Origin of the sequence: Xanthomonas sp. LMG 8993 (genome assembly GCF_009835065.2) — a bacterium.
GTDB lineage: Bacteria > Pseudomonadota > Gammaproteobacteria > Xanthomonadales > Xanthomonadaceae > Xanthomonas > Xanthomonas arboricola.
In genome coordinates, this window is record NZ_QVIF02000008.1 from 179,828 (window position 1) to 204,757 (window position 24,930).

General features: G+C 67.7%; 16 protein-coding genes. 12 read left to right on the forward strand and 4 right to left on the reverse strand.

All coding sequences use genetic code 11. The features are described from left to right. Positions 1 to 461 precede the first annotated feature (461 nt). The 4 genes from DYQ94_RS15495 to DYQ94_RS15510 all read right to left on the reverse strand — a co-directional run bounded on the left by DYQ94_RS15495 (position 462) and on the right by DYQ94_RS15510 (position 5,427). Positions 462 to 1,190 carry a UTRA domain-containing protein gene (locus tag DYQ94_RS15495; RefSeq protein WP_104575375.1) on the reverse strand — a complete coding sequence of 243 codons (729 nt, stop codon included), beginning with the start codon at positions 1,188 to 1,190 and terminating at the stop codon, positions 462 to 464. 105 nt (positions 1,191 to 1,295) lie between these two features. After that, a complete protein-coding gene (gene pnuC / locus DYQ94_RS15500; protein WP_126966647.1) occupies positions 1,296 to 1,871 on the reverse strand; it encodes a nicotinamide riboside transporter PnuC in 576 nt (191 codons plus the stop codon). 197 nt (positions 1,872 to 2,068) lie between these two features. After that, on the reverse strand, positions 2,069 to 4,234 hold the full coding sequence (locus DYQ94_RS15505) for a TonB-dependent receptor (RefSeq protein ID WP_126966648.1): 2,166 nt from the start codon (positions 4,232 to 4,234) through the stop codon (positions 2,069 to 2,071). 32 nt (positions 4,235 to 4,266) lie between these two features. Continuing rightward, positions 4,267 to 5,427: a phosphotransferase enzyme family protein gene (locus DYQ94_RS15510; protein ID WP_126966649.1), complete on the reverse strand. Its 1,161-nt coding sequence runs from the start codon at positions 5,425 to 5,427 to the stop codon at positions 4,267 to 4,269. 355 nt (positions 5,428 to 5,782) lie between these two features. On the opposite strand from DYQ94_RS15510, the gene DYQ94_RS15515 reads away from it, so the two are divergent. The 12 genes from DYQ94_RS15515 to DYQ94_RS15570 all read left to right on the forward strand — a co-directional run bounded on the left by DYQ94_RS15515 (position 5,783) and on the right by DYQ94_RS15570 (position 24,762). After that, positions 5,783 to 6,622, forward strand: a complete 840-nt coding sequence (locus tag DYQ94_RS15515) for a glycosyltransferase family 2 protein (protein WP_126966650.1) — start codon at positions 5,783 to 5,785, stop codon at positions 6,620 to 6,622. A gap of 129 nt (positions 6,623 to 6,751) precedes the next feature. Beyond that, a complete protein-coding gene (locus tag DYQ94_RS15520; protein ID WP_160955009.1) occupies positions 6,752 to 7,774 on the forward strand; it encodes a hypothetical protein in 1,023 nt (340 codons plus the stop codon). Between the two features lie 13 nt (positions 7,775 to 7,787). Beyond that, positions 7,788 to 9,695 carry a glycosyltransferase family 2 protein gene (locus tag DYQ94_RS15525; protein ID WP_024939104.1) on the forward strand — a complete coding sequence of 636 codons (1,908 nt, stop codon included), beginning with the start codon at positions 7,788 to 7,790 and terminating at the stop codon, positions 9,693 to 9,695. Positions 9,696 to 9,744: 49 nt separating this feature from the next. Next, a complete protein-coding gene (locus tag DYQ94_RS15530; protein ID WP_184429086.1) occupies positions 9,745 to 11,028 on the forward strand; it encodes a hypothetical protein in 1,284 nt (427 codons plus the stop codon). Continuing rightward, complete coding sequence (locus DYQ94_RS15535; protein WP_126966652.1) at positions 11,010 to 11,978, forward strand: glycoside hydrolase family 113; 969 nt, start codon at positions 11,010 to 11,012, stop codon at positions 11,976 to 11,978. Before DYQ94_RS15530 ends, DYQ94_RS15535 begins: the two co-directional genes overlap by 19 nt. 156 nt (positions 11,979 to 12,134) lie before the next feature. Then, positions 12,135 to 13,331, forward strand: a complete 1,197-nt coding sequence (gene pncB, locus DYQ94_RS15540) for a nicotinate phosphoribosyltransferase (RefSeq protein WP_126966653.1) — start codon at positions 12,135 to 12,137, stop codon at positions 13,329 to 13,331. A 175-nt stretch (positions 13,332 to 13,506) separates the two neighbouring features. Further along, the gene (gene bcsD, locus DYQ94_RS15545) at positions 13,507 to 13,962 is read left to right on the forward strand and encodes a cellulose biosynthesis protein BcsD (protein WP_104567975.1); all 456 of its coding nucleotides are present in this window, start codon (positions 13,507 to 13,509) and stop codon (positions 13,960 to 13,962) included. A gap of 28 nt (positions 13,963 to 13,990) precedes the next feature. Further along, positions 13,991 to 14,476: a hypothetical protein gene (locus tag DYQ94_RS15550; protein ID WP_024939099.1), complete on the forward strand. Its 486-nt coding sequence runs from the start codon at positions 13,991 to 13,993 to the stop codon at positions 14,474 to 14,476. Positions 14,477 to 14,568: 92 nt separating this feature from the next. Then, a complete protein-coding gene (gene bcsA, locus DYQ94_RS15555) occupies positions 14,569 to 16,713 on the forward strand; it encodes a UDP-forming cellulose synthase catalytic subunit (RefSeq protein WP_126966654.1) in 2,145 nt (714 codons plus the stop codon). Between the two features lie 44 nt (positions 16,714 to 16,757). Then, positions 16,758 to 19,073: a cellulose biosynthesis cyclic di-GMP-binding regulatory protein BcsB gene (gene bcsB, locus DYQ94_RS15560; protein WP_126966655.1), complete on the forward strand. Its 2,316-nt coding sequence runs from the start codon at positions 16,758 to 16,760 to the stop codon at positions 19,071 to 19,073. Next, positions 19,070 to 20,251 (forward strand): cellulose synthase complex periplasmic endoglucanase BcsZ, encoded by a 1,182-nt coding sequence (bcsZ, locus tag DYQ94_RS15565; protein WP_237474953.1) that lies wholly within the window; start codon positions 19,070 to 19,072, stop codon positions 20,249 to 20,251. The genes bcsB and bcsZ overlap by 4 nt, the downstream gene beginning before the upstream one ends. Beyond that, positions 20,233 to 24,762, forward strand: a complete 4,530-nt coding sequence (locus DYQ94_RS15570; RefSeq protein ID WP_126966656.1) for a cellulose biosynthesis protein BcsC — start codon at positions 20,233 to 20,235, stop codon at positions 24,760 to 24,762. Before bcsZ ends, DYQ94_RS15570 begins: the two co-directional genes overlap by 19 nt. Positions 24,763 to 24,930: the final 168 nt, after the last annotated feature.

A 24,930-nucleotide genomic window follows, 5' to 3' on the forward strand; every position in this document is an offset into this window, starting at 1 on the left:
GTGGACTCGTACAGTGCAGTTCTTGAGCGCTGTCCTATGCAACCTGACGACTGCTCGCCGTACGGTGAGTGCAATGGCTTTGTCGGCTGTATGTTGGTGGATGCTATCGGACGTCCAGGTCAAACGCCGAGTGGGTCGAGGGCGCGGTGCCCTCACCGCTAGCGGGACACGCCGTGAACCCGTCCCTGGGGGCTCGGTGGCGGCATCCATGCCGCCACACGGTCCCGCAATCGGCGAGGACACCGCACCAGAGAGTGAGTCGGTTGCTTTGTTGAAAACATGCACACCGACCATCTCGACTGGTCCTTGCCCGCCCACCGTCGCGGGACCTTACGCGGCATGGATGCCGCGTAAGAGCCTACATGGACGTACTTGCGGCGTGTCCTGCGATGGTGGGCGGGCAAGGGCCCTGCAGCCAGGCCGCAGTTCAGTGACTGACGTGACGTCGTCTTGTTAGCCGATCAAGAAGCCGACCGCATCGGTGCCTCGGTCCGCACCACTACATCCAGCGCATCGTGGCGCCAGGATTCGATATCCAGCTCCACCGCGCGGCCGTCTTCGGCGAAGCTGATCCGCTGCAGCCGGAAGCACGGTGTGCCGGTGGTGGACTGCAGCAACAGGGCTTGCGCGGCGTCCAGCCCGGCCGGATGCATCGACAATTGCGCGCGGCTCAGGAACAGCCCGAGTTTCTGGTTGAACACGCTCGACAGCGAGCCGGCCAGGTCGTGCTCCAGCAGGCCCGGCGCCCAGGCGGCCAGCACCACGTTGGTTTCCAGCAGCACCGCGCGGCGGTCGATCCAGCGCCGGCGTTGCAGCACGAAGACTTCGTCGTACGGCGTCTCCAGCCGTAGCGCGGCCGCGTAGGCAGGCCCCGCTGCCTGTCGGGTGGCACTCAACAGCTCGGTGCGCGGTTTGCGCCCTTGCGCCGCCACGTACTGCATGAAGCCGGCGATGCTGGTGGGGTCGTAGCGCACGCGCGGTGCGCTGACGAACCAGCCGCGCCGGTTCTCGCGGTAGATGCGGCCCTGCGCTTCCAGTTGCTGCAAGGCCTCACGCAAGGTGATGCGGGTGCAACCGAAGCGTTCGGCAAGCTCGCGCTCCACCGGCAGGCGCTGATCCGGGCCCCATTCGCCAGCGGCGATCTGCGCGGAGACGATTTCGGTGATGGCGTGTTGGCGCGACGCGCTCATGCGGCGATCCGCCGACGGTGGCTGCGGCGCAGGTGCAAGGCAGTCAGATGAGAGAGGTGCATGCAGCGATGGTAAAGAAGAACGCGCCCGCAAACTGCAGGTGGCTCAGGCAAGGCCTGCCAGGTTCTGCTGCTGTTGGGTTTTCCAGCTGCGCCATCCATATAGCGCCAGCAGCACGAAGCCTGCATACAGCAGTGCGGTGGGATACAGCCCCTTGCTGACGAACACGCCCACGTAGACGCAATCGAGCACGACCCACAGTATCCAGTTGGCGATGCGCTTGCGTGCGGCCCAGACGCTGGCGACCAGGCTGAAGCTGGCCAGCGCCGCGTCCACCCAAGGCAGTGCGGCATCAGTGCGGTGATGCATGTAGGCACCGAGCGCGGCGGCGAACACGGCACCGATGCATAGCGAGATCCACAGCTCCGCCTGCGGCATCGGCAACGGGCGAATGCGTGTCTGTGCCGCCATCCCGCGCTGCCACTGCCACCAGCCGTACAGCTGGGTCAGCACGTAGACGCCTTGCAGCAGCATGTCCGAGTACAGCTTCCACTGATAGAACAGCCAGGCATACAGCGCCACCGCCACGATGCCGACCGGCCAGCACCAGCGAATGCGCCGCGCGGTCAGCCAGACACCGAGCAGGTTGATCACGACGGCGGCAGATTCGAGCAATGACATGGAAGGTCTGGGGAGGATGTCTGATGGAAGAGGGATCGAGGGCAGGGACGCAGAACAGTTCAACGCGATCGTGCAGGCAGGCCGAGCGCGTTCACCGCCTGCAGCCGCTACCTGCAGCGCACGCGGCCCGCGCAGTACCGCTGTCGTAACCCATACAGCTCATGCGTCAGCGGATCGCATGGCCGCATCGGCTGTGTTTAGAAGTCCAGCTGCACGGTCAGACGCGCCGTGCGCGGCGCGCCCGGGAACAGATAGGCATCGCCCTGGTATTCGCCGCTATCGCGCCAGTAGCGCTTGTCGAACACGTTGTCCACGTTCAAACGCCAGGTGGTGGCCAGCCCGCCCAGTGCAGTGGCGTAACGCGCGCCCAGGTTGGCCACCGTGTAGGCCGGCACGCTGGCGTTGCCGAGCCGGTCGGCGAACTTGCGCCCGCTGTATTGCACGCCTGCCAGCAGCGCCAGGCCATCAATGCCGGGCACGCTGTAATCTGCCTGCAGGCTGGCGCGCAGCTTGGGCACGTTGATGGCCTGGTGGCCTTCGTACTCGGCAATGTCGGTGTCTTCGGCGCGCGCGCGGATCGCCGCGACGCTGGCGAAGATGCGCAGCTGCGCGGTGGCCGCGCCATCGGCCGACAACTCCAGGCCGCGGTTGTGCAGGCGGCCCTGTTGCACATAGCGCAGGCCACCATCGACCTGCGGCTGGGTGAACTGGTAGGCCTGGCGGATGTCGAACAGCGCCGCGCCCAGGCGCAGGCCGTCGAGATCGAATTTTGCGCCGGTCTCCAGTTGGTAGGCATTGGTCGGCGGCAGGATCTCATCGGCGTTGTCGGCAAACCACGGGGCGGTGCCGCCGGCGGCCAGACTCTTGGCGTAGCTGGCGTACAGCGATACCTGCTGCTGCGGTTTGAACAGCAGCGCGGCCTGCGGCAGCAGCGTGTCCTTGCGCGTGCGTCGTTCCAGCACGCCATCGCGGTCGAAGCTGCGCTCGTCCAGACGCACATAGCGCGCGCCCAGCGACAGCTCCCATTGCGACCCAAGACCGATCCGGTCGGCCAATACCAACGCACGTTGACGGCTGTCCAGGCGGCGTTGCTTCGGGTCCAGCGCGACGTCGGTCTGTGCAAACACCTCCGGGTCGCGGTCGATGCTGCCGCTGCCGACGAATTCGTTGACCGAACCGAAGCGATCGATGGTGCGGCGTAGCCAGTCGCCGCCGATGCTCAGGCGGTGATCCAGCGCGCCGGTGAGCACACGGCCTTCCAGCGTGGCGCGCAGTTGATCGTGCACGCGGGTGTCGTCGGGGCTGCGGTAGTCGTAGACGTCGTACTCGCCCTGCGCGCTGAAGAAATTCGGGGTGACGCTGTCGGCGCAACTGGCCGCGCCATAACAGCCCCAGGCGAACGCGGAGAAATCGTTGATCACCGAGCGGCTGCGTGACGCTTCAGCGGTGGCGCGCCAGTTGTCGTTGAACTGGTAGGCGTAGCGCAGCTGCGCATTGAGCGAATCCATCTCCACCGGCCGCGACCACGGCTGGTAGCCGAGCAGGCGATGCACATCGATGTCGCGCGGTACCTGCGTGCCACCGAGCAACTGGTAGCCGGGCACCGAGCGTTGCTGCCGATGCTGATACTCCACATCCAGCTGCAGCAGCGACTGCGGGCTGATCTTCCAGTCGCCGGCCAGCGACAGGAAATTGCGATAACCGTCGGCGTGGTCGACATAGCTGTTGATGTCTTCGCGCGCGGCGTTGACGCGCAGGCCCAGGCTGCGCTCGGCGCCGAACCAGTCGCCCAGGTCGGCGGCGACATAGCGCGAGCCCTGCTCGTCGGTGCCCAGGATCACGCTGCGCACGTGCTCGGGCCGCTTGGTGCGGTAGTCGATCAGTCCGGCCGGTTCGTTGACACCCGATTGCAGCCCGGCCAGGCCCTTGAGGATCTGCACCTGCTGCTTGTTTTCCAGTGCAATGGATTGCTCGCCCACCGCGCTCAGGCCGTTGATGCGGTAACTGTTGGCGGCATTGAGCGAATAGCCACGCACAACGAAATTCTCGTAGTAGCCGATCGGGGCGTAGGCGTCGCCCGCGGAGGCATCGGCGCGCAATACCTCGCTGAGCACGCGTGCCTGACGGTCGAGCAATTGCTGGCGATCGATCACCGCGATCGAGGCCGGCGCATCCAGCAGCCGCGTGGCACCGAAGCCGGTCAAGGCCGTGCTGGCGTCGGCGCGTTCGCCACGCACGTTGACCGCATCCAGCTCGACCGCCTCGGCACCGGGTTGTTGCTGCGCGAGGGCAGGCGTGGCGATGCACAGCGCAAGTGCAAGCGCGAGCGGGCGGCGGTGGTGAAGAGGGGCGGGCAGGTGCATGCGCAGGGCTCGAAAAGGAGAAGGAAAAACGCTCATGGCAACCGACGCGCGCGCGCGTGCAGGTGATTGAGCAGATGCTGGCCATCGGCGCTGGCAAACCAGTCCGCATGGCCGAGCAGGTAACGGTGATAGGCGATGTCGGCGTTGTCGGCCGAGCGGGTGATGCCGGCGAAGTATTCGATCTCGCTCAGGGCGAAATCCGCATGCACGATCGGCAGCAAGGCGGCCAGCTGCCGCAGCTGCGTGGCGCCCAGTGCGCAGTGCCGGGCGTAGCCGTCCAGCAAGGCGTCGAGCTGCTCCAGCTGCGGCTGCGCGCGCTGCCCCGCATCCAGGTTCAACCATGGAATCAGGTTGCGTTCGATCGCCGTGGCCAGGTCGAACATCGCAAAACTGCGGTCGCACAGGCCGAAGTCGAACACCGCGCTGACCTCGACGTCGCCATCGTCGTGTGTGCGCCACAGCAGGTTGGAGGCATGCCAGTCGCCATGCGTCCACAGCGGCGGCAGCGCGCCAGGCGCCGACAGCACCGACCAGGCCCGGGCGTGCCAGGGCAACAGGTGGTCGGTCAGGTCGCGGCGCCAGGGCCGGTCCTGAAAATCGGCGGCCAGGCCGGGGCGCGACAGCAAGGCCTGTTCCACCGCCCGGAGCGGGTCGGCCTGCGCGAACAGGGCCAGGTTGGCCACCAGTACGCTGCTGCGGCGTGGCGGCGCATCGAATCCCTGCGCTGCCAGATGCAGGCGTGCCAGCGCGGCACCTGCCGCCGCCGCATGCGGGACGCTGGTAAAGGGCGTCCACGACAAGGCATCCCGATACAGGTCCTGGCCGAGCCCGGCGCGCTGCACTTCGTAGACCCAGTCCGCATCGGCCAGGGCGGTGCGGCCCGCGGCATCGTGCAGCACCTCGACCACCGGTGCGCCGGCCCAGCGCAGATGCGCCATGAAGACGTGCTCTTCGCGCAACGCGGCGACATTGCGCACGCTGCGGTGATGTCGCTTGACGATGAGCGTGCCGCTGGCGGTGTCCACGCAGGCGGCGGCGGAAAACGGGCGGGCGCTATGCCAGCGAATCAGTTCGCTACCGACGGGAGCGGAAAAGTGCTGCAGCACGCGACGGATTTCGTCGGCGGTCAACACCGGCCAGTCCGGCAGCGCCAGCTCCAGGCTCATGCCATGCACCTGATGCGAGGTGCTCATGCGCCCGGCTCCGGCAATGCGGTGCGGGTCAGTGGTATAGACCAGTCGATCGGTGCCGAAGCGGCGGACCCGGCGCGCGCGCCGGCGACAACACGGACGGCGCTGCCAGGCCGTCGTTGCGGCGCGCCCGCCATCAGGCGGTTGCACTGCAGGGAATGAAAAGGCAGCGCAACACCGAAAGGTCGCTGGCCGTCATCTCGACACTAAAAATGTGGGGCGCGCCGTGGGCGGCGCCTGCGCAAAACCGCTGGGCGGTTCCGGGCGCGCAGTATGCCTGTTGCTGCTGCCAGCCGCCATGTCGGCGCTGGCAGACGCACGATGGCGTTGCGCCGCCCCGGCACCGGATAATGACCGGATGACTCCCGTCCAGATTGCCGCCGTCGTCGTCACCTATCAGAGCAGCAGCACCATCGATGCGTGCCTGTCGCGGCTGCGCGCGGCCGAGGGCATCAGCGAGATCCGGGTGGTCGACAACGCCTCCAGCGACGACACCCTGGAGGTCGTGCAGCGGCATGCCTTGGCCGATGCGCGGCTGCACTTCATCGCCAATCCGGACAACCCGGGTTTTGCGAGCGCCTGCAACCAGGGCGCGCGCGACTCGCAGGCGCCCTGGTTGGTGTTCATCAACCCGGACCTGATGGTCGAGCGCGACACTTTGGCGCAGCTGTGCGCACGCGCGGCCGGCCATGCGGCGGTGCTGTTGGGCGTGGAGCAGGTGGACGAGGACGGGCAGCCGGATGCCGCAGTGCGCCGTCGCGATCCGGATTTTGCCGCCATGCTGCGCGCACCGCGCGCTGCCGCCCAGCTGGCGGTGCCGGCCGATCCCGCTGCGCCCCTGCAGGTGGTGGACGCCATTTCCGGTGCCTTGATGCTGATGCAACGCAGCCTGTTCGACCGGCTGGACGGCTGGGACGGCGCCTACCGCCTGCATGCCGAAGACCTGGACCTGTGCCGGCGGGCACGCCAGGCCGGTGCGCTGGTGGCGGTGGCCAACGATCTGCGGGTCGTGCATGTGCGTGGCGTGTCCAGTCGTTCGCGGCCGTTCTTTGTCGAATGGCATAAGCACCGCGGCCTGTGGCGCTATTTCCGCAAGTTCGAGGCGGGCCGGCGCGGGTGGCTCACCCGGCTGGGCGTATGGCTGGCGATCTGGACCCATGCCGTCGCCCAGGTACCGAAATTGTTGCGAAAGAGATGAGTTCGCTCGCGTTAAATTTGTGATAAATCAGTGATGGGTGGCGGGACTTATGTGTGATACGTTTCGCCTCGAAGTGTGATCAATCACTAGCTTCCTGTCCCTTCCGGGTCCCCCATCAGGAATCGTGCAATGTCCTTACAGAACGACCCGCAATTGCGGGGACGTCAGCCGTGCGCCGCCGCGCTGCAGTCCAGTCCGGTTGTCTCGCCCTCTTCTCTTGATTCCATCGCTTCCCGCGTGCCAGGGGCTGCGCTGTCGGCGCTCGCGCTGTGCTGCCTGATGGCGGCCTTGCCGGACACGGCCGTGGCGGGCGCGTGGACCCAGCCGCAGGGCGACACCCTGGTGATCGTCAAGGCGCTGCATAGCGATGGCACCGGCTGGTTCGACGATGCCCACCACCGTGGCGATTTCGGCAACAACGGACGCAGCCGCCAGGACCAGCTCAACGTCTACGTCGAGCATGGCCTGAGCGACAAGCTGAGCTTCATCGGCAATTTCTATTTCACCGAAGTCGGTTTCAACAACGACGAACCGGTGAACGGTGCGCCCGGACGGGCACGCCGCAGCACCACCGGCTTTGCCGATCAGGAGATCGGCCTGCGCTACGCACTGCCAGGCGCGGCCGACGATGTCTGGCGTAGCTCGGTGCAGGCCCTGGTCAGCATCCCGGCCTATGGCCGTAGCAAGACCTATCACCCGAACAATCCTGGGCGCGACCCCGCGCTCGGCCTGGGCGACTACGGCCTGGAGCTGCGTTACAGCCGCGGCCGTGGTTACACGCTGGGCGGGCGCAACGGCTACGTCGATCTGGGTGGCGCGGTGCGCCTGCGCGGCAGTGCCGCTTCCGACGAAGTGCGGGTGGACGCGTCCACCGGCCTGAGTCTGACCCCGAGCTGGTTGCTGCTTGGCGAAGTCAACGTGATCCAGGGCCTAGGCAATGGCCGTAACGACGCGTTTGTCGTTGGCTCGACACCTGGCGATTCCGGCTTTGTCGCCACCGGCACCAACTACGACCTCACCAAGCTGCAGCTGTCCACGCTGTACACCGCGCCGGGCGGCAGCCAGTGGCAGGTGGGATATCAGCAGCCAGTGATGGGCCGCAACACCGGCGCCGCAGGTGGGCCATTCGTGGCCGCCTGGTGGCGGTTCTAAGGACGCCACGACAATGACGGTCACCTGCGAAATGGACGCGCTGGGACGAGCACCGGACATCGGCCGCGAACGCGGTCTGTTGGGTCGCGCGCTGGTCACGGCAGGCGTCATCACCGACGAACAGCTGCGCTCGGCGCTGGCGTTGCAGCAACGCTGGAACTCGCGCCTGGGCGATGTGATCCTGGCCCAGCGCGGCGTGCCGGCGCAGCGGTTCTACGCCATCGTTGCCGCGCACTTCGGCCTCGAGTTCATCGATCTGGTGCAGCAGCCGCCGGATCCGGAGCTGCTCACCCCGGGCGATCTGGAAAGTTACGCGCAGCGCCTGCTGCTGCCGTGGCGTCGCGAAGACGGTGTGCTGGTGCTGGCCGTGGCCGATCCCGACCCGGCGGTGTTTGCCTGGGCGCGCGCGCACTACGGCGAGGACGTGCGTTTTGTCGGCACCGCCAAGTTCGACATCATCTGGAGCCTGCAGCGCTATGCCGACGAGCAGCTCACCGACAACGCGCTGAACCTGCTCGCATCGCATGCGCCGACGTACTCGGCGCGCCAGGTGGTGACGCGCGGACAGAAGTTCACGCTGTGGGCGATCGCCGCGGTGATGGTGATCGCAATGGTGCTGTTCCCGGTGCCGGCCCTGATCACCGTCAACGTGCTGGTGGCGCTGGGCTTTCTGGCGACCTTCGGCCTGAAGCTGTTGCTGGTGTGGTTCGGCTCGCGCCACCGCATCGACATCAAGGTCACTGAGGACGAGGTGGCCGCGCTGCGCGACGACGACCTGCCGGTCTATACCGTGCTGGTGCCGATGTACAAGGAGCCGGAAGTCCTGCCGATCCTGGCCAACGCGCTGCGCAAGCTGGATTACCCGATCAGCAAGCTCGACGTGAAGCTGGTGCTGGAGGCAGACGATTTCGACACCATCGAGGCCGCCAAGAAACTCGGCCTGGAGGCGTTCTTCGAAATCATCCGGGTGCCGCCGTCGCAGCCCAAGACCAAGCCCAAGGCCTGCAACTACGCGCTGCATTTTGCGCGCGGCGAGCTGCTCACCATCTACGACGCCGAAGACAAGCCCGAGCCGGATCAGCTCAAGCGCGTGGTGGCCGCGTTCCGCAAGGCCGACAAGGATGTGGCGTGCATCCAGGCGCGGCTGAACTACTACAACGCCGACGAGAACTGGCTGACGCGGATGTTCACGCTGGAGTACACGCTCTGGTTCGACTTCTACCTACCGGCGCTGGAATACCTGCGCATCCCGATTCCGTTGGGCGGCACCTCCAACCACTTCCGTCTGGATGTGTTGCGCCAGGTGCGCGCCTGGGACCCGTACAACGTCACCGAAGACGCCGACCTGGGCGTGCGGCTGATCCAGAACGGCTACCGCGTCAACGTGGTCAACTCCACCACGTTCGAAGAAGCCAACGTCAGCATTCCCAACTGGATCCGGCAGCGCTCGCGCTGGCTCAAGGGCTACATGCAGACCTGGCTGGTGCACATGCGCGACCCGGTGCACCTGTATCGCAGCACCGGGTTCAAGGGCTTCTGGGGTTTCCAGTTCTTCATTGGCGGCGGCTTCTTCACCGCGTTGGGCGTGCCGGTGCTGTGGGCGCTGTATGTGGTCTGGGCAGTCACCGGGACAACCGCGTTCGAGCGCTTCTTCCCGCCGTGGCTGGCGACCGTGTCGTTGGTCAATCTGCTGTTGGCCAATGCGTTCTTCATCTACATCACGCTGGTGGCTGCGTTCAAGCGCGACTACTTCAAGCTGGCGCCCTACGCGCTGACCGTGCCCTTTTATTGGGTGCTGCAGTCGATCGCCGCGTACAAGGGTCTCTGGCAGCTGATCCACAATCCGTTCTATTGGGAGAAGACCACTCATGGCATCAGCAAGCATTCGGAAAACGAGCGCCGCGCCGCACTCGAAGAGTGAGTCGGCGGTCCCGCGCCGTCACAGCGGGCTGCCGGCGTTTCTGGTTGCCGTGGTGGCCCTGTCGCTGCTGAGCCAGCCGCTGCTGCTGCAGTCGGTCGGCTCCGCTACACCGGCAATCGCACCAGCAGCCGGCTTGCCGGCAACCGGTCTGTTGTCGTGGGCGATCAATCTGGGGCTGGACAGCTGGAACCTGCCGTTCCAGGTCTGGCCGTTCCTGGCGGTTGCCGCCAACGCGTTGTTCCTGTCGCTGCTGTGGCGCGATCTGGCCGGCGTGTTCGGGCGCGGCTGGGCCAGTGGTTTGACCGTGCTGGTGGGCTGCAATCCGCTGTTCCTGCTGCCGATCGCCGCAGGCGGAAGCCAGGCGGTGGGTCTGCTGGCGTTCTACGGCTTGTGCCGCACCTTGCGCCGCCTGCAGACGCCGGTGGAGGCCTTCACCTATCTGCGCATCGCCGGCTGGTTGTGCATCCTGCTGTGCCTGGATCTGCAGACACTGGCGCTGTCGACGATGGTGGCACCGTGGCTGCTGCTGGTGATGCCGCCGCAGATGCTGCGCAAGGCGCCGGGTTCGTTCTATCTGGTGTGCTATCTGCCGTTCGCGTTTCTGGTCGGCATGTGGGCCTACGTCAATCTGACCGTGTTCAACGCCCCGTGGCCGACGCTGTCCAGCATCGGGCAGGGCGCGCATCCGCTGCCGTTGCCGCTGGCCGAGCATGCGCAAGGCTGGTCGCCGGCCGTGCGTTGGGGCGTGGCGGCGGTGGTCTGCTTCCCGGTGCTGGCGTTGCTGGCCCGTAGCCGCAGCAGTGCGCTCACGCGCGGCGTGCTGGCCAGTGCCGGCACCGTGATCTGTGCGGCGGCACTGTCATTCGCCTTCGGCTGGGCCGGGTTCGACGCCTTGCTGCTGCTGTGGGTGCCGGCAGCGTTGCTGCTGCGCGCGCTGCATGCCGATCAGCGCAGTCAGGCCGCCGGCCTGCTGTTGCTGGGCCTGATCGGTGCGGCCTGGGTACAGCCGCAGGGCTGGGGCAGCTGGATGCGTGCGGCGCCTGCCGATGCGCAGTCCTTGCTGCAGGGCGAGGCGGTGGTGGTGAGCGCGCCGGTGTCGTTGCCGACCGGCGCGGCGACGCCGGCGATGGACGCCGTGCAGGCGCAGCCCACCGTGGCGACTGTCGCGGACGTGGCCGCGCCCACGCAGCCCGCGTCCGGCGTCAGCGCGCCCGCCACTGCTGCAATCGTGCAGCCGGACAAGAACACTGCGGTCATCGGTGCAATGGACTGCGCGCACACCACGACCGCGTCCACCACCAAGGCATCCGCCGCATGTTCAAACGCGTTCTGAGTACCGCGTTTCTGGTCGGGGCGTGCATGCTGGTCAATGGCTGCAACGCCGATGCATCGACGTGGATGGGCGCCAACGTCAAGGTCTCGGCCAATGCGCCGTGGGAGAGCGAGGCGGCGGGACAGTCGCTGGATGCGCTGGCCAAGACCGGCGCCAGCAAGGCCTTGCTGGTCGCGTTTGTGTGGCAAGCCAACCCGCAGGCGAACGATCCGGTGCTGGGCAGCGACAGCAGCGTGGAGGCCATGCGCGCGGCGTTGCGGCAGAGCCACCACGCCGGCCTGCAGGCCACGCTCAAGGTGCATGTGTGGATTCCCGGGCATTGGGCCGGCGACACCGCGCCCACCGACCAGGCAGCCTGGTTTGCCGCGTATCAGAACGCGTTGCTGCCGTTGGCCAAGCTGGCCGAAGACGAGCATGCCGAAGCGTTGGTGATCGGCACCGAACTGCGCAAGCTGCAGGACGCGCCGCAGTGGCCCGGTCTGGTGGCGGAAGTGCGCAAGGTCTACCACGGCAAGCTGCTGTATGTGGCCGACGGCATGGAGCACGCCGAAAGCTTCCGTTACTGGTCCTTGTTCGATGCGGTGGGCACCAGCCTGTATCCGCGGCTGTCCGAAGCGGCTGCCGCGCGCACGGCCGAGATGGATGCCGCCGCGCAGCGCCTGCAGCAACTGGGCCAGCGCGTGGGCAAGCCGGTGTGGGTGGCGGAGCTGGGGCTGCGTTCTGCACGCGGTAGCCTGGCCGCGCCCTGGGAGAGCCCGGAGCAACGCGCCGCTGCAGTGGACACCCGCCTGCAGCTGCAGGTGTTGCAGCAGTGGCGCAAGGTGCTGCAGGCGCACGGCGTGGAAGGTATCGCGCTGTGGTGCTGGTACACCGACCCCAAGGCCGGCGGCCCGGGCGACAGCGACTTCACCGTGCAGGGCAAACCAGCGCAGCAGGTGCTGGCGCGCTGAGCGATGGCGCCTGGCACTCTCCAAGAGAACGCCAGGCGCAATTGCCGAGGTGACTTGCCGGGGCGAAGCGCACTGCCGCCGCGCAGCGCATCGCCTCTCGGACGCATCGGCGGCTTGCACGCAGCGCGATCGCCGCTGCGGGCATAATCCGGCGGCATGATCATCCATTCGCTGCTCGACACCGACCTGTATAAATTCACCATGATGCAGGCGGTGCTGCATCAGCATCCGGCCGCGCAGGTCGACTACCGCTTCAAGTGCCGCACGCCCGGCGTGGATCTGGCCCAGTTCATCGACGAGATCTCGCGCGAGATCGATGCGCTGTGCCGGCTGCGGCTGCGCGAGGACGAGGTGGCCTATCTGCGTGGCCTGCGCTTCATCAAGCCGGACTTCGCCGACTTCCTGGCGCTGTTCCATCTGGACCGCAAGTATCTGCAGCTGTCGGCATCGACCACCCATCCGGGCGAGATCGAGCTGACCATCCGCGGCCCGTGGCTGCACACCATCCTGTTCGAAGTGCCGTTGCTGGCGATCATCAACGAGGTGTGGTTCCGCAACACCTCCGAGCCGGATTACGAAGAAGGCCGTCGCCGCCTGCGCGAGAAGGTGAGCAGCCTGCGCAGCATGCCGGCCGGCTGCAAGATCGCCGATTACGGCACCCGGCGGCGCTATTCGCGGCACTGGCACGGCGAGTTGCTGCCGTTGCTGCGCGATGGCCTGGGCGAGCAGTTCGTCGGCACCAGCAATGTGTATTTCGCCAAGCATTACGGCCTGACTCCGCTGGGCACGATGGCGCACGAGTATCTGCAGGCATTCCAGGCGTTGGGGCCGCGGCTGCGCGACTCGCAGGTGGCCGCGCTGGAATCGTGGGCGCGCGAGTACCGCGGCGATCTGGGTATCGCCCTGTCCGATGTGGTGGGGCTGGACGCGTTCCTGCGCGATTTTGATCTGTATTTCTGCAAGCTGTTCGACGGCATGCGGCATGATTCGGGCGACCCGTTCGAATGGGGCGAGCGCGTCATCGCCCACCTGCAGGCACACCGCATCGACCCCGCGACCAAAGTGCTGGTGTTCAGCGATGGCCTCAACATCGACAAGGTGATGCGGCTGTACGCGCACTTCCATACGCGCTGCCGGCTGGCGTTCGGGGTCGGCACCAGCCTCACCAACGACCTGGGGCCGACGCCGCTGCAGATCGTGATCAAGATGGTCCGCTGCAATGGGCAGCCGGTGGCAAAGCTCAGTGACTCGCCGGGCAAGAGCATGTGCGAGGACGCCGGCTACCTGCGCTATCTGCGCGATGTATTCGGCCTGCCGCCGATACCGGAAGCGGGTGACCACGCGCGGCAGTGACTGACGTGTAGCGGCAGCGTGTGCCGGGGCTTGGCGGCCCTGTCAGGGAATGGCCAAAAAAAATGCGATGCAGCGCTCAATTGGCCGCATGGGTTCGTTAACATTGGCATCACGCGTACTTCACGTTTGATGCACGCGACGTTGACGGACGGCTTCCTCCCCACGCGATGCCCGTATGACTGCACCCGACCCATTGTCGCTGTACCGCGCGCGCAGCTGCTCCCGGCAGTGGCTGGGCTTTGTGCGTGCGATGGCCGCCGAGTTCGGCGCCGAGTTGCCCGAGGACGATCTGGCCCCGTTGATGGCGCGCATCGGCCGGCGCTTCGCGCGCGAGCACCGGCTGGCGCACTGCACGACCCTGGACGAGATGCAGCAGGCCGCCAACGCCGTGTGGGAGCGCTGTGATTGGGGCCAGTGCGCGATGCACGACCACGCCGACCACGTGCGGATCCAGCACGCCAGCGCGCCGTTGAGCGTGGCACTGGATGGTGCGGCATGGAGCGATGGGTTCCTGCAGGGCGTGTACGAAGGGTGGTTCCAGCAACTGGGGATGCTGGCAGGCCTGGCGGTGCAGACCGCGCCAGGCGACAGCGTCGATCTGCGCAACCTCGTGTTGCTGCGGACGGCATGAACGGCTGAAGTCGGGCAAGGGGAGTGTGATGGCACCGAAGAACAACAAGGCAGCATCCGGGCATGACGATGTGTCCGGCCTGTTCGCGCGGTTGGGGACGCCGGCGAGCGCGGGCTATCAGGATTTCGCCCACACCCAGCTGCCGCCGCGCAGGCCGGAAGTGACGCAAACGCCGGTCCCGGCAGCGGTCGAACAGGCCCCCGCTGCGGCGGACGCCGTGCAGACGCCAGCGCCGCTGTTGGCGCCTGCCGCATCGGTGCCGAGCGTTTCGATTGCCATGCAGGCAGTGCCGGCGGCGCACCGGTCCGTGCCTGCCGAAGAGACGGCAGGCCCGCCGCTCGATGCGCTCGCGCCGCTGCGCAAATTGCGCCAGCTCGACGAGCCCGCAGCGCCTGCAGCGCAGCCGGGCGAGCGCCAGGCGCAGACGCCGCTGGAGTGCTTGTTCCAGCGGCTGTTGCAGGCCGATGCGCCCAGCGCGACGCAAAGCCCGCTGCAGCGACTGCGCTCGCGTTGATCAGCACCACCGCGTGACCTTCGGCAAGCGCCGCTGCGCTCGCCCGTTTCGCCTCGTTTTGCCGCACGCCGCCACACTTGAAGGATTATCTGATGACTGCTGCCAGCCGCCGTTCCGGATCACCGCTGCCCATGCTGGCGACCTGGGCGCTGTGGTTGTTGGGCGGCCTGCTGCTGGTGTTCGTGGTTGCCGTGCCGATGGATGTCACCCAGCAACTGGTGTTCTCCGGGGTGCTGTTCGCCGTTGCGCTGGCGGTGCGCAAGCGCGGCGGGCGGGTGGTGATGCTGACGATGATGGGCATGTCGCTGGCGGTGTCGTGCCGCTACATCTGGTGGCGCACGACCCAGACCATGGGCGTGGGCAGCGCGGTGGATTTCATCCTGGGCCTGGGCCTGCTGGGCGCGGAGCTGTATGCGTTCGTGATCCTGGTGCTGGGCTATTTCCAGGTGTTGTGGCCGCTCGATCGCAAGCCGGTGCCGTTGCCGGCCGACCAGGCCCTGTGGCCGAGCGTGGACGTGTTCATTCCCACCTACAACGAGCCGTTGTCGGTGGTGCGCACCACCGTGCTGGCGGCCAGCGTGATCGATTGGCCGGCCGGCAAGATCACCATCCATCTGCTCGATGACGGCCGCCGCGACGCATTCCGCGACTTCTGTGCCGAGGTCGGCATCAACTACGTCACCCGCACCAACAACGCGCACGCCAAGGCCGGCAACATCAATGCCGCGCTGAAGAAGTGCAACGCCGAGTACGTGGCGATCTTCGATTGCGACCACATTCCGACCCGCAGTTTCCTGCAGGTGGCGATGGGCTGGTTCCTGCGCGACACCAGGCTGGCCCTGGTGCAGATGCCGCACTATTTCTTCTCGCCCGACCCGTTCGAACGCAACCTGGGCACGCATGGCAAGGTGCCCAACGAAGGCGAGCTGTTTTACGGCCTGCTACAGGATGGCAACGACCAGTGGAATGCGACCTTCTTCTGCGGTTCCTGCGCGGTGATCAAGCGCAGCGCGCTGGAAGAAGTCGGCGGGGTGGCTGTGGAAACCGTCACCGAGGACGCCCACACCGCGCTCAAATTGCAGCGTCGCGGTTATCGCACCGCCTATCTGGCGGTGCCGCAGGCTGCAGGCCTGGCCACCGAGAGCCTGTCCGGCCATGTGGCGCAACGCATCCGCTGGGCGCGCGGCATGGCGCAGATCGCGCGCATCGACAATCCGCTGCTGGGGCGCGGGCTCAGGCTCTCGCAGCGGCTGTGCTACCTCAATGCGATGCTGCACTTCTTCTACGGCTTGCCGCGCATCATCTACCTCACTGCGCCGCTGGCCTATCTGTTCTTCGGCGCGCACGTGATCCAGGCCTCGGCGTTGATGATCCTGGCCTATGCGTTGCCGCACCTCCTGCAGGCCAATCTGACCAACCTGCGGGTGCAGAGCCGCTTCCGCCATCTGCTGTGGAATGAGGTCTACGAGACCACGCTGGCCTGGTACATCTTCCGTCCCACCCTGGTCGCGCTGCTCAACCCCAAGCTGGGCAAGTTCAACGTCACGCCCAAGGGCGGGCTGGTGGCGCGCAGTTATTTCGATGCGCAAATCGCCAAGCCATACCTGTTCCTGCTGTTGCTCAACCTGGCCGGTGTGGCTGCCGGCGTGCTGCGCCTGATCTATGTCGGCGGCAGCGGCGAGCAGCAGACGATCTGGTTCAACCTGGCCTGGACGCTTTACAACATGGTGCTGCTGGGCGCCACCATCGCCACCGCCAGCGAAACCCGCCAGGTGCGCAGCGCCCATCGCGTGCCGCTGGATGTCCCGGTCAATCTGTATCTGCCCGATGGCAGCGTGCTGCCCAGTCGCTCGCTGAATTTTTCCACCGGCGGCATGGCGATCAGGCTCGCCCAGCCGCAGCCGATCGAGCCGGGGTTGCCGGTGCAGATCGGCCTCAGTCATCGCGGCGTGGAGCAGACCTTGCCGGCGGTGGTGCGGCAGGACCGCGACGGCCAGGTCAGCGTGCAGTTCACCGCGATGTCGATGGAACAGGAGCGCTGGCTGGTGGCCTCGACCTTTGCGCGCGCCGACATCTGGCTGTCGCAATGGGGCCAGCACGACCGCGATGCGTTCTGGCGCTCGCTGGGCCAGGTGCTGGCCGCCAGCGCGCGCGGCTTCGGACGCCTGGGCGGGCATATCGCGCTCAGTGCGCGTCAGGGCTTCCGCCCGGCGCGCGCGCTGGATCTGGAGTCGTGAGCGTGACGCCTGCCGTTTCCCTTTTCCCTGCCAAGAAGCCACCGATGCGAATGTCCCCGGCCGTGTTGACCTGTGTGCTCACCCTGCTGACCGGCCTGGCGCAGGCGCAGCAGGCCGTGCCGGCAACGGCGACGACCACGCCGACCGGGCAGGACGGCACCGCCGCGAGCGCGCCGCCCGCACCGGCAGCGATGCCGGCCGGCAGCACCCGCACCTCCAGCCTGCGCGAGCTCGGCATCGACTACGAGATCACCTTGCGCGGCGTGCAGGGCAGTGCCGGCGTGCCCTTCAGCGTGCGCAGCGACGAGATCGTCACCGCCGCCACGCTCAACCTCAAGTACAGCTATTCGCCCGCGCTGCTGCCGGACCTGTCGCATCTGAAGGTCACCATCAATGGCGTCACCGTGGGCACCTTGCCCGCCGACAAGGCCAATGCCGGCAAGCTGCTCTCGGCCGATCTGCCGATCGACCCGCGCCTGGTCACCGATTACAACCAGCTCAACCTGCAGTTGATCGGCCATTACACGCGCGAGTGCGAAGACCCGGACCACAGCAGCCTGTGGGCGAATGTGGACGCGGCCACCAGCCTGTCGCTGACCACCACGCCGCTGGCGCTGGCCAATAACCTGGCGTTGTTGCCGGTGCCGTTCTTCGATGTGCGCGACACGCGCCGGCTGGAATTGCCGTTCTACTTTCCGCAGCGCCCGGACAACGCCACGCTGCAGGCGGCCGGCGTGGTCGCCTCGTGGTTCGGCGCCCTGGCCGGCTACCGCGGCGCGCTGTTCCCGGCCTCGACCGAAGCGCTGCCGGCCACCGGCAACGCAGTGGTGTTCGCCACGCCCAGCACGCTGCCTGAGCAGTTCGCCACCGCCGACAGTGGCGTGGCCGATATCCGTGGCCCGACCGTGGCAGTGGTGGTCAACCCGACCGATCCCAATGGAAAGCTGCTGCTGGTGCTCGGCCGCAACAGCGAAGACCTGCAACGCGCCGCCACCGCGCTGGCCTTGCGCGCGCCGTTGACCGGGGCGGTCGCCCGCATCGGCGAGGTCAGCGCGCCGGTGCCGCGTCAGCCGTACGATGCGCCCAAGTGGGTGTCCAGCCAGCATCCGGTGCGCTTCGGCGATCTGGTGACCCAGCCCGGCCAGCTTAATGTCAGCGGCTATCACCCGGACCTGATCCGGGTCGGCCTGCAGCTGCCGCCGGACCTGTTCGTGTGGGAGCGCGACGGCATTCCGGTCGCGCTGAAATACCGCTACACGGTGCCGGACGTGGATAACAAGTCTGCGCTCAACGTCAGCATCAACGAGTCGTTCGTGACCACGCTGCCGCTGACCGGCCGCCCGTTCGCCGAGTCCACCCCGAGGCGCTGGTGGAACAGCCTGGGCGCGCGCGGCAGCATGCCGGTGCATCAGGATCTGACATTGCCGGTGGGTGCGTTCTCGGCCAACAGCCAGTTGCGCTTCCACTTCTTCTTCGATCGCCCGCAGGGCGAGGAGTGCAAGAACACCTTCCCGGATGTGTCCGGCGCCATCGACGCCGATTCCAGCATCGACCTGAGCGGTTTCCACCACTACATGGCGATGCCGAACCTGGCCGCGTTCGCCAATGCCGGTTACCCCTTCACCCGCCTGGCTGATCTGTCCGAATCCACCATCGTGCTGCCCGACAATCCGGGCGACCAGGACCTGGGCAATGTGCTGACCCTGCTCGGACGCTTCGGCGCCTCCACCGGGTATCCGGCGCTGCATGCGCAGATCATTGGTGCCGGCGCGGTGCAGCAGCATGCCGACCGCGACCTGTTGCTGCTCGGCAGTGCGCAGTCGCAGCCGCTGTTCAAGCAATGGCGCGCACAGCTGCCGGTGGGCCAGGACGGGCAGGCGACCCGCTTTGCGCTGACCGATTGGGTGCTGGAAAAACTGCCTGGCTTCCTGTCCTTCGATGCACGCCGCACCGACCTGCCGACCACCACCGAAATCGCGCTGCAACCGCAGCCGGACGACGTGCTGTTGATGGGATTCGAATCGCCGTTGAAGTCCGGCCGCAGCGTGGTCGCGTTCCAGAGCGAAGACCCGGCCAACATGAGCCGGCTGTTCGATGCCTGGTTCGACCCGACCCTGCTCAAGGACTTCCAGGGCAGCGTGGTGTTGCTGCAGCAGAAAAAGGTCATCAGCCTGGTCGGCAACCAGACCTACTACGTCGGCCATCTGCCGCTCCCGACCTGGTTGCGCTGGTACTTCTCGCACCACCCGGTGTGGCTGGCGTTGACCGTGGTGCTGTTGGCGCTGTTGCTGGCGCTGGCCGCGCGCGTGCTGCTGCGCCGGCATGCCGCCGAGCGGCTCAACGACGGCGGCAGCGCATGAGCGCGCACGACAGCGCCGCAGCGATGACACGCCGCAGCCTGCTGCGCGCCGGTGCGCTGGCCGGCCTGGCTGCGCTGCTGCCCACGCGCGCAGCGGCGGCGGCTGGCCAATGCGGGCCGTGGCCGCTGTGGAATGCCTTCGTCGACAAGCACATCCAGCCCGACGGGCGGGTGGTGGATTTCCTCAATCCGGACCAGCGCTCGACCTCCGAAGGTCAGTCGTATGCGCTGTTCTTCGCCCTGGTCAACAACGACCAGGTGTTGTTCGAGAAGGTGCTGGGCTGGACCCGCCATAATCTGTGCGGCGGCCGCCCGGACCTGAACCTGCCGGCGTGGTTGTGGGGGCGCGATGGCAGCGGCAACTGGCGCGTGCTCGATGCCAATACCGCCAGCGATGGCGAGCTGTGGATTGCCTACGCGCTGCTGGAAGCCGGGCGGCTGTGGAGCCGGCCCGGTTACGGCAAGGCCGGCCAGCAGATCCTGCAACTGATGCGCCAGCAGGAGGTGGCCACGTTGCCGGGCCTGGGCGCGATGTTGCTGCCCGGCCGCACCGGCTTTGCCGAGAAGCAGCGCTGGACGCTCAATCCCAGCTACCTGCCGATCCAGGTGCTGCGGCGCTGCGCCAACGCCGACCCCAAGGGGCCGTGGGCGGCGATCGCCAGCAATGCCGCGCGCGTGTTGCGCGAGAGCGCGCCGGTGGGTTTTGCGCCGGACTGGACGGTGTGGGATGGCGAGCGCTTCAGCCCCGATCCGAAGCGCGGCAACGTCGGCAGCTACGACGCGATCCGCGTGTATCTGTGGGCCGGCATGCTCGATGCCGGCGAGCCGCTGCGCAGCGGCTTGCTGCGCGACCTGTCCGGCCCGGCCGACCTGCTCGCCGCACAGACCCCGTTTGCGGAAAAGGTCGACACCGCGCGCGGCGTGGGCAGCGGCGCATTGCCGGTCGGGTTTTCTGCCGCGCTGCTGCCTTACCTGAGTGCGATGGGCCAGCCCGCGCTGCTCAAGGCGCAGGCGCAGCGCATTCCCGCCGCCGCACAAGCGGCAGCCGCTGTGCTGCCGTACTTCGAACGCACGCTGGCCCTGTTCGGACAGGGCTGGCTTGAGAACCGCTACCGCTTTGCCGCAGACGGGCGCCTGCTGCCCGCCTGGAGAACGCCTGCATGCTCCGCAAAAAACTGACCCCGCTGTACCTCGTCGGCATGATCGACCTGTGCCTGCTCGCCTTGCCGGTGCAGGCGCAGACCAGCGCCACCCAGCAACTGGTCGGGCAGGGCAATTACTGGCACGACCAGGGCCGCGACGATCTGGCCGCCGACACCTGGCGCAAGCTGCTTGGCGTCGATCCGGATCAGCCCGACGCCTTGCTCGGCCTGGCGCAGATCGATCTGGCGCAGGGCCGTCAATCCGAAGCACGCAAGCGCCTGCAGCAACTCGACGCGGCACACCCGCAATCGCCGCAGGCACAGCGCCTGCGCGTGGCGATCGGCGCCCGTGGCAGCAGCGCTGCCGGCGAAGATCCGAACCTGCGCAACGCACGCCGCGCCGCCGCGGCCGGGCGCTATGTCGAAGCCGCGCGCAACTACGACGCGCTGTTCGCGGGCAAGCCGCCGCCGGCGTTGGCGCTGGAGTACTACCAGTCGCTGGCCGGCACCCCCACCGGCTGGGAGCGTGCGCGTGACGGCCTGCAACGCCTGCAATCCAGCGAACCGGGCAACCCGTCCGTGCAACTGGCGCTGGCGCAGGTGCTGAGTTACCGCGAACCCACCCGCCGCGACGGCATCGCGCAGCTGCGCACGCTGGCGCAACGCGCCGATGTCGGCGGGCCGGCGCGCACAAGCTGGCGCCAGGCGCTGTTGTGGCTCAACGCCGGCATGGCCGATGCGCCGCTGTACCAGGCATTCCTGGCCGGCACCCCGGCCGATGCGGAAGTCACCGCCAAACTCGGCCAGCTGCGCGAACAACGCAGCGCGGCCACCGCCGCGCCGGCCGACTCCAACGGCGTGCTGCTGGGCGAAGGCTTCCGTGCGCTGGGCGCCAATAATCTGGGCGCTGCCGAACAACGCTTCACGCAGGTGTTGCGCGCACGTGCGCGTGATCCGGAGGCGCTCGGCGGCCTGGGCTCGGTGCGCCTGCGTCAGCAGCGCTTTGCCGAAGCGCAGGAGCTGCTGCGCCCGGCCGCGGCGAATAACGGCAAATGGAAAGCTGCGCTGGATAGCGCGCGCTACTGGCTGCAGCTGCAGCAGGCCGAGGCCGCACGCACACGTGGCGATCTGGCACAGGCGCGCCAGCTGGCGGAGCAGGCGGTGCAGCTGCTGCCCAACGAGCCGGCCGCGCAGGTGGCGCTGGGCGGCTTGCAGGCCGCCAGCGACCCGGCCGCCGCCGAGGCCAGCTACCGCAAGGCGCTGTCGCACGATGCCGACAATGCCGGCGCGCTGCAGGGCCTGGTCGGTTTGTACAGCCGCCAGGGCCGCATGCAGGAAGCCAGCGACGTGTTCAATCGCCTGCCTGCCGCAGAACGTGCCAAAGCCGGGGGGCAGGCCTTGCTGCGTTCCAACGTGCAGCGTGCGCGCGCCCGCCAGGCGCTGGAAGCCGGCGATGCGGTCAGCGCGCAGACCGAGCTGGAAGCGGCGATGGTCGAGCGCCCGGGCGATGCCTGGATCCGTCTGGATCTGGCTCGCCTGTACCAACAGGCCGGCCGCCCCGACCAGGCCCGCAGCGTGATGGATGGCCTGCTCGCCGTGCATGGCGACCAACCCGAAGCGCTGCAGGCCAACGCCTTGCTGGCGCAGGAAAGCGGCGACTGGCAGGGCGCCTACGACAGCCTGGAGCGCATTCCGGTCGCCTCGCGCACGCCGGAAATGACCCAGCTGCGCACCACCGCCTGGATCGAACTGCAGGCGCGTCAGGCACGCTTGCTGGTGGAGCAGGGCCGGCCCGGCGACGCGCAGCAGTTGCTGGCGCGCACCGAAACCGCGCTGGGCAATCAGCTCGACGACCCGCAGTTGCTGGCCGCACTGGCCGGCGCACATGCCGATGCCGGCAACGCCCCGCGCGCGCTGACCCTGGCCCAGCGTCTGGTCACCGGCGCCACGGTGCGCAGCGAAGATCGCCTGCAATATGCCGGCGTGCTGCTGCGCGCGCACCAGGACGCCGAACTGTCGGCGGTGCTGCGCCAGTTGCAGGCCACCACCCTGACCCCGGAACAGCTGCGTCGTTATCAACGCCTGCGCAGCGCCTACACGCTGCGCCAGGTGGATGCGCTGCGCGAACTCGGCAATCTGGAAGGCGCCTACGACGCGCTGTCGCCGATCCTGGCCCAGCAGCCGGACAGCCGCGATGCGCAGGCCGCGCTCGCACGCCTGTATGCCGCCTCCGGCGACCAGCGTCAGGCGCTGGCGATCTACCAGCAGATCCTGCAGCGTCATCCCGACGACCTGGACACGCTCACTGCCGCCGCCAACAGCGCGGCCGCGCAGTCGGACCTGCGCAATGCCGAGCATTACCTGCAACGCGCGCTGGCGCAGGCACCGGAGTCGCCGGAGGTGCTGGCCGCGGCCGGCCGCGTGTATCGCAGCGCCGGCAAGAACCGCAAGGCCGAGCAGTATTTCCGTGCCTCGCTGGCCGCGCAGCAGCGTCAGGCCGGGCAACTGGACAATGGCCTGCCGTCCGCGCGTGGTCCGTCCGCGGTCGCGTCCTCCAGCCGCCCGCTCAATCCGTTTTCCGGCATGACCGGCGGCATGCCACGCTCGCCGGCGGTGTTGTCCGAGCGCATGGATGCCGGTAGCGCCTATGGCGACGTGGCGGTTGCACCGGTGGCAGCGTCGCCGGGCTCTGCACGATTCGCCGCTGCCACACCGATTGGTCCTTCCGACAATGGTGGCGATGCATTGCCGCCGCCGATCAGCGCCGGCGCTGCGCCCGCCATGCTGCCGGTCTCCAGCGGCCGCATGCGCGGGTCGTCGCGCGGCGACGGGCTGCTTGCCGCGCGCGCGGTCGCACCGATCGCCGCAGACGCCGGTCCACGTCTGACCAAGCCCGCCGCACAGGCGTTGCCGCCGCTCGGCAGCGGCAACGGCGTGCTCGACGAGTTGCGTGCGGTGCAGTCGGAAAACAGCGACAACCTCGCTGGCGGCGCGTTGTACCGCTCGCGCGATGGCGAAGACGGTTTGGGTCGCCTGGACGATATCGAAATGCCGGTCCAGGCCGAGTTCGCGGTCGGCGACGGCAAGCTCGGCGTCACCCTGACCCCGACCATCGTCGATGCCGGCACGCTGACCACCGATTACGTCACCGCCAGCCGCTTCGGCAGCGGCCCGCAGACCGCCATCAACGATGCGCTGGCGGCCGATCGCGGCCCGATCGATACGCTGGTCAGCTCGTCGATGTACCAGTTGCTCGCCACCGAAGGCGACACCGCCGCCACGCGCGAACGTCTGCGTCGCTACGCCTTGAACACCGGCCTGTTCAACGAACTGCTGGTCGAGAACAACAACAGCAATGCCGCCGCCGTGGCGGCGCTGGCCAACGAACCGTTGCCGGCCTACCTGCTCGGCATCAATGCCTCCAACACGCCGATCGCCCAACTGGCGCGCGACATCCTCGGCAATACCGCGCTCAGCGAACAGCTGGCCGCCGGCGATGCGGCCGCGTTGCGCGCGCTGGCCGGCAGCACCGCCGCCGCACAACAGACTCCGACCGGGCTGGCCGCCACGCTCAATACCATGGCCGCCACCGGCAACGGCGCGCGCCGGCTCAGCCAGGACGACACCGGGGTGGGCGTCGGTGTGCGCTATCGCAATGGCGGGTTCAGTGCCGACATCGGCAGCACCCCGATCGGCTTCCAGGAACAGAACCTCATCGGCGGCGTCGGCTATCGCGGCGAGCTTGGCGATGCGGTGAGCTGGTCGGCCGAAGCCTCGCGGCGCGCGGTGACCGACAGCGTGCTGTCGTTCGCCGGCGCGCAGGATGCCCGCAGCGGCCGCGAATGGGGCGGGGTGACCAGCAATGGCGTGTCGTTGTCGGCCACTGCCGACAATGGGCTGCTGGGCGGTTATGCCAATCTTGCCGCGCACCGTTTGCTCGGCAACAACGTCGCCGACAACGACCAGCGCCAGCTCGACCTGGGCTTCTACGTGCATGCACTGGAAACCCGGCACCAGTCGCTGACGGCCGGCATCAATCTCACCGCCATGCAGTACGACAAGAACCTCAGCGGCTTCACCTATGGGCACGGCGGTTACTTCAGCCCGCAGGACTATGTGGACCTGGGTTTTCCGGTGCACTGGAGCGGCCGCAGCGCCGGTCAGACGGTGAACTGGAAGGTCGATGCCAGCATCGGCGTGCAGCACTTCAGCACCGACGCCTCGCCGTATTTCCCGACCGATCCGACTTTGCAGCAGGCCGCCTACGATGCCGCCTCGCTGGCGGCCTTGCTCGGGCTGGTCAACCGCTACACCGACCCGGTGTATGCGGGCGAAACCCGCACCGGCGTGTCCTACAATCTCAGTGGCGCGGCCGAATGGCAGGTGGCGCCGCAGCTGTTCCTGGGCGGGCGCATGACCTTCAACAATGCGCGCGACTACAACCAGTTCAGCAGCAATCTCTATCTGCGGTTCGTGATGGATCGCCTGGGCGCGGCACTGGGTCGTGCGCCACAGGTGCTGACCTCGCCATACGCTGCCGATCGTTGAGGACAAGGCAGACCGACTGCGCGGCCCTCTGGCCGTGGCGGTTGGTCTGCGCTGTGGCGGGTGTCTCTGGCCGGCGTTTTGCTGCGCGCTGTACACGTATGCTGGCGCGCGCGCGCTCGGTGGGGCGTGGACATCGCCGCGTGTGGCGCAGCGCGAACAGTGTGAGCA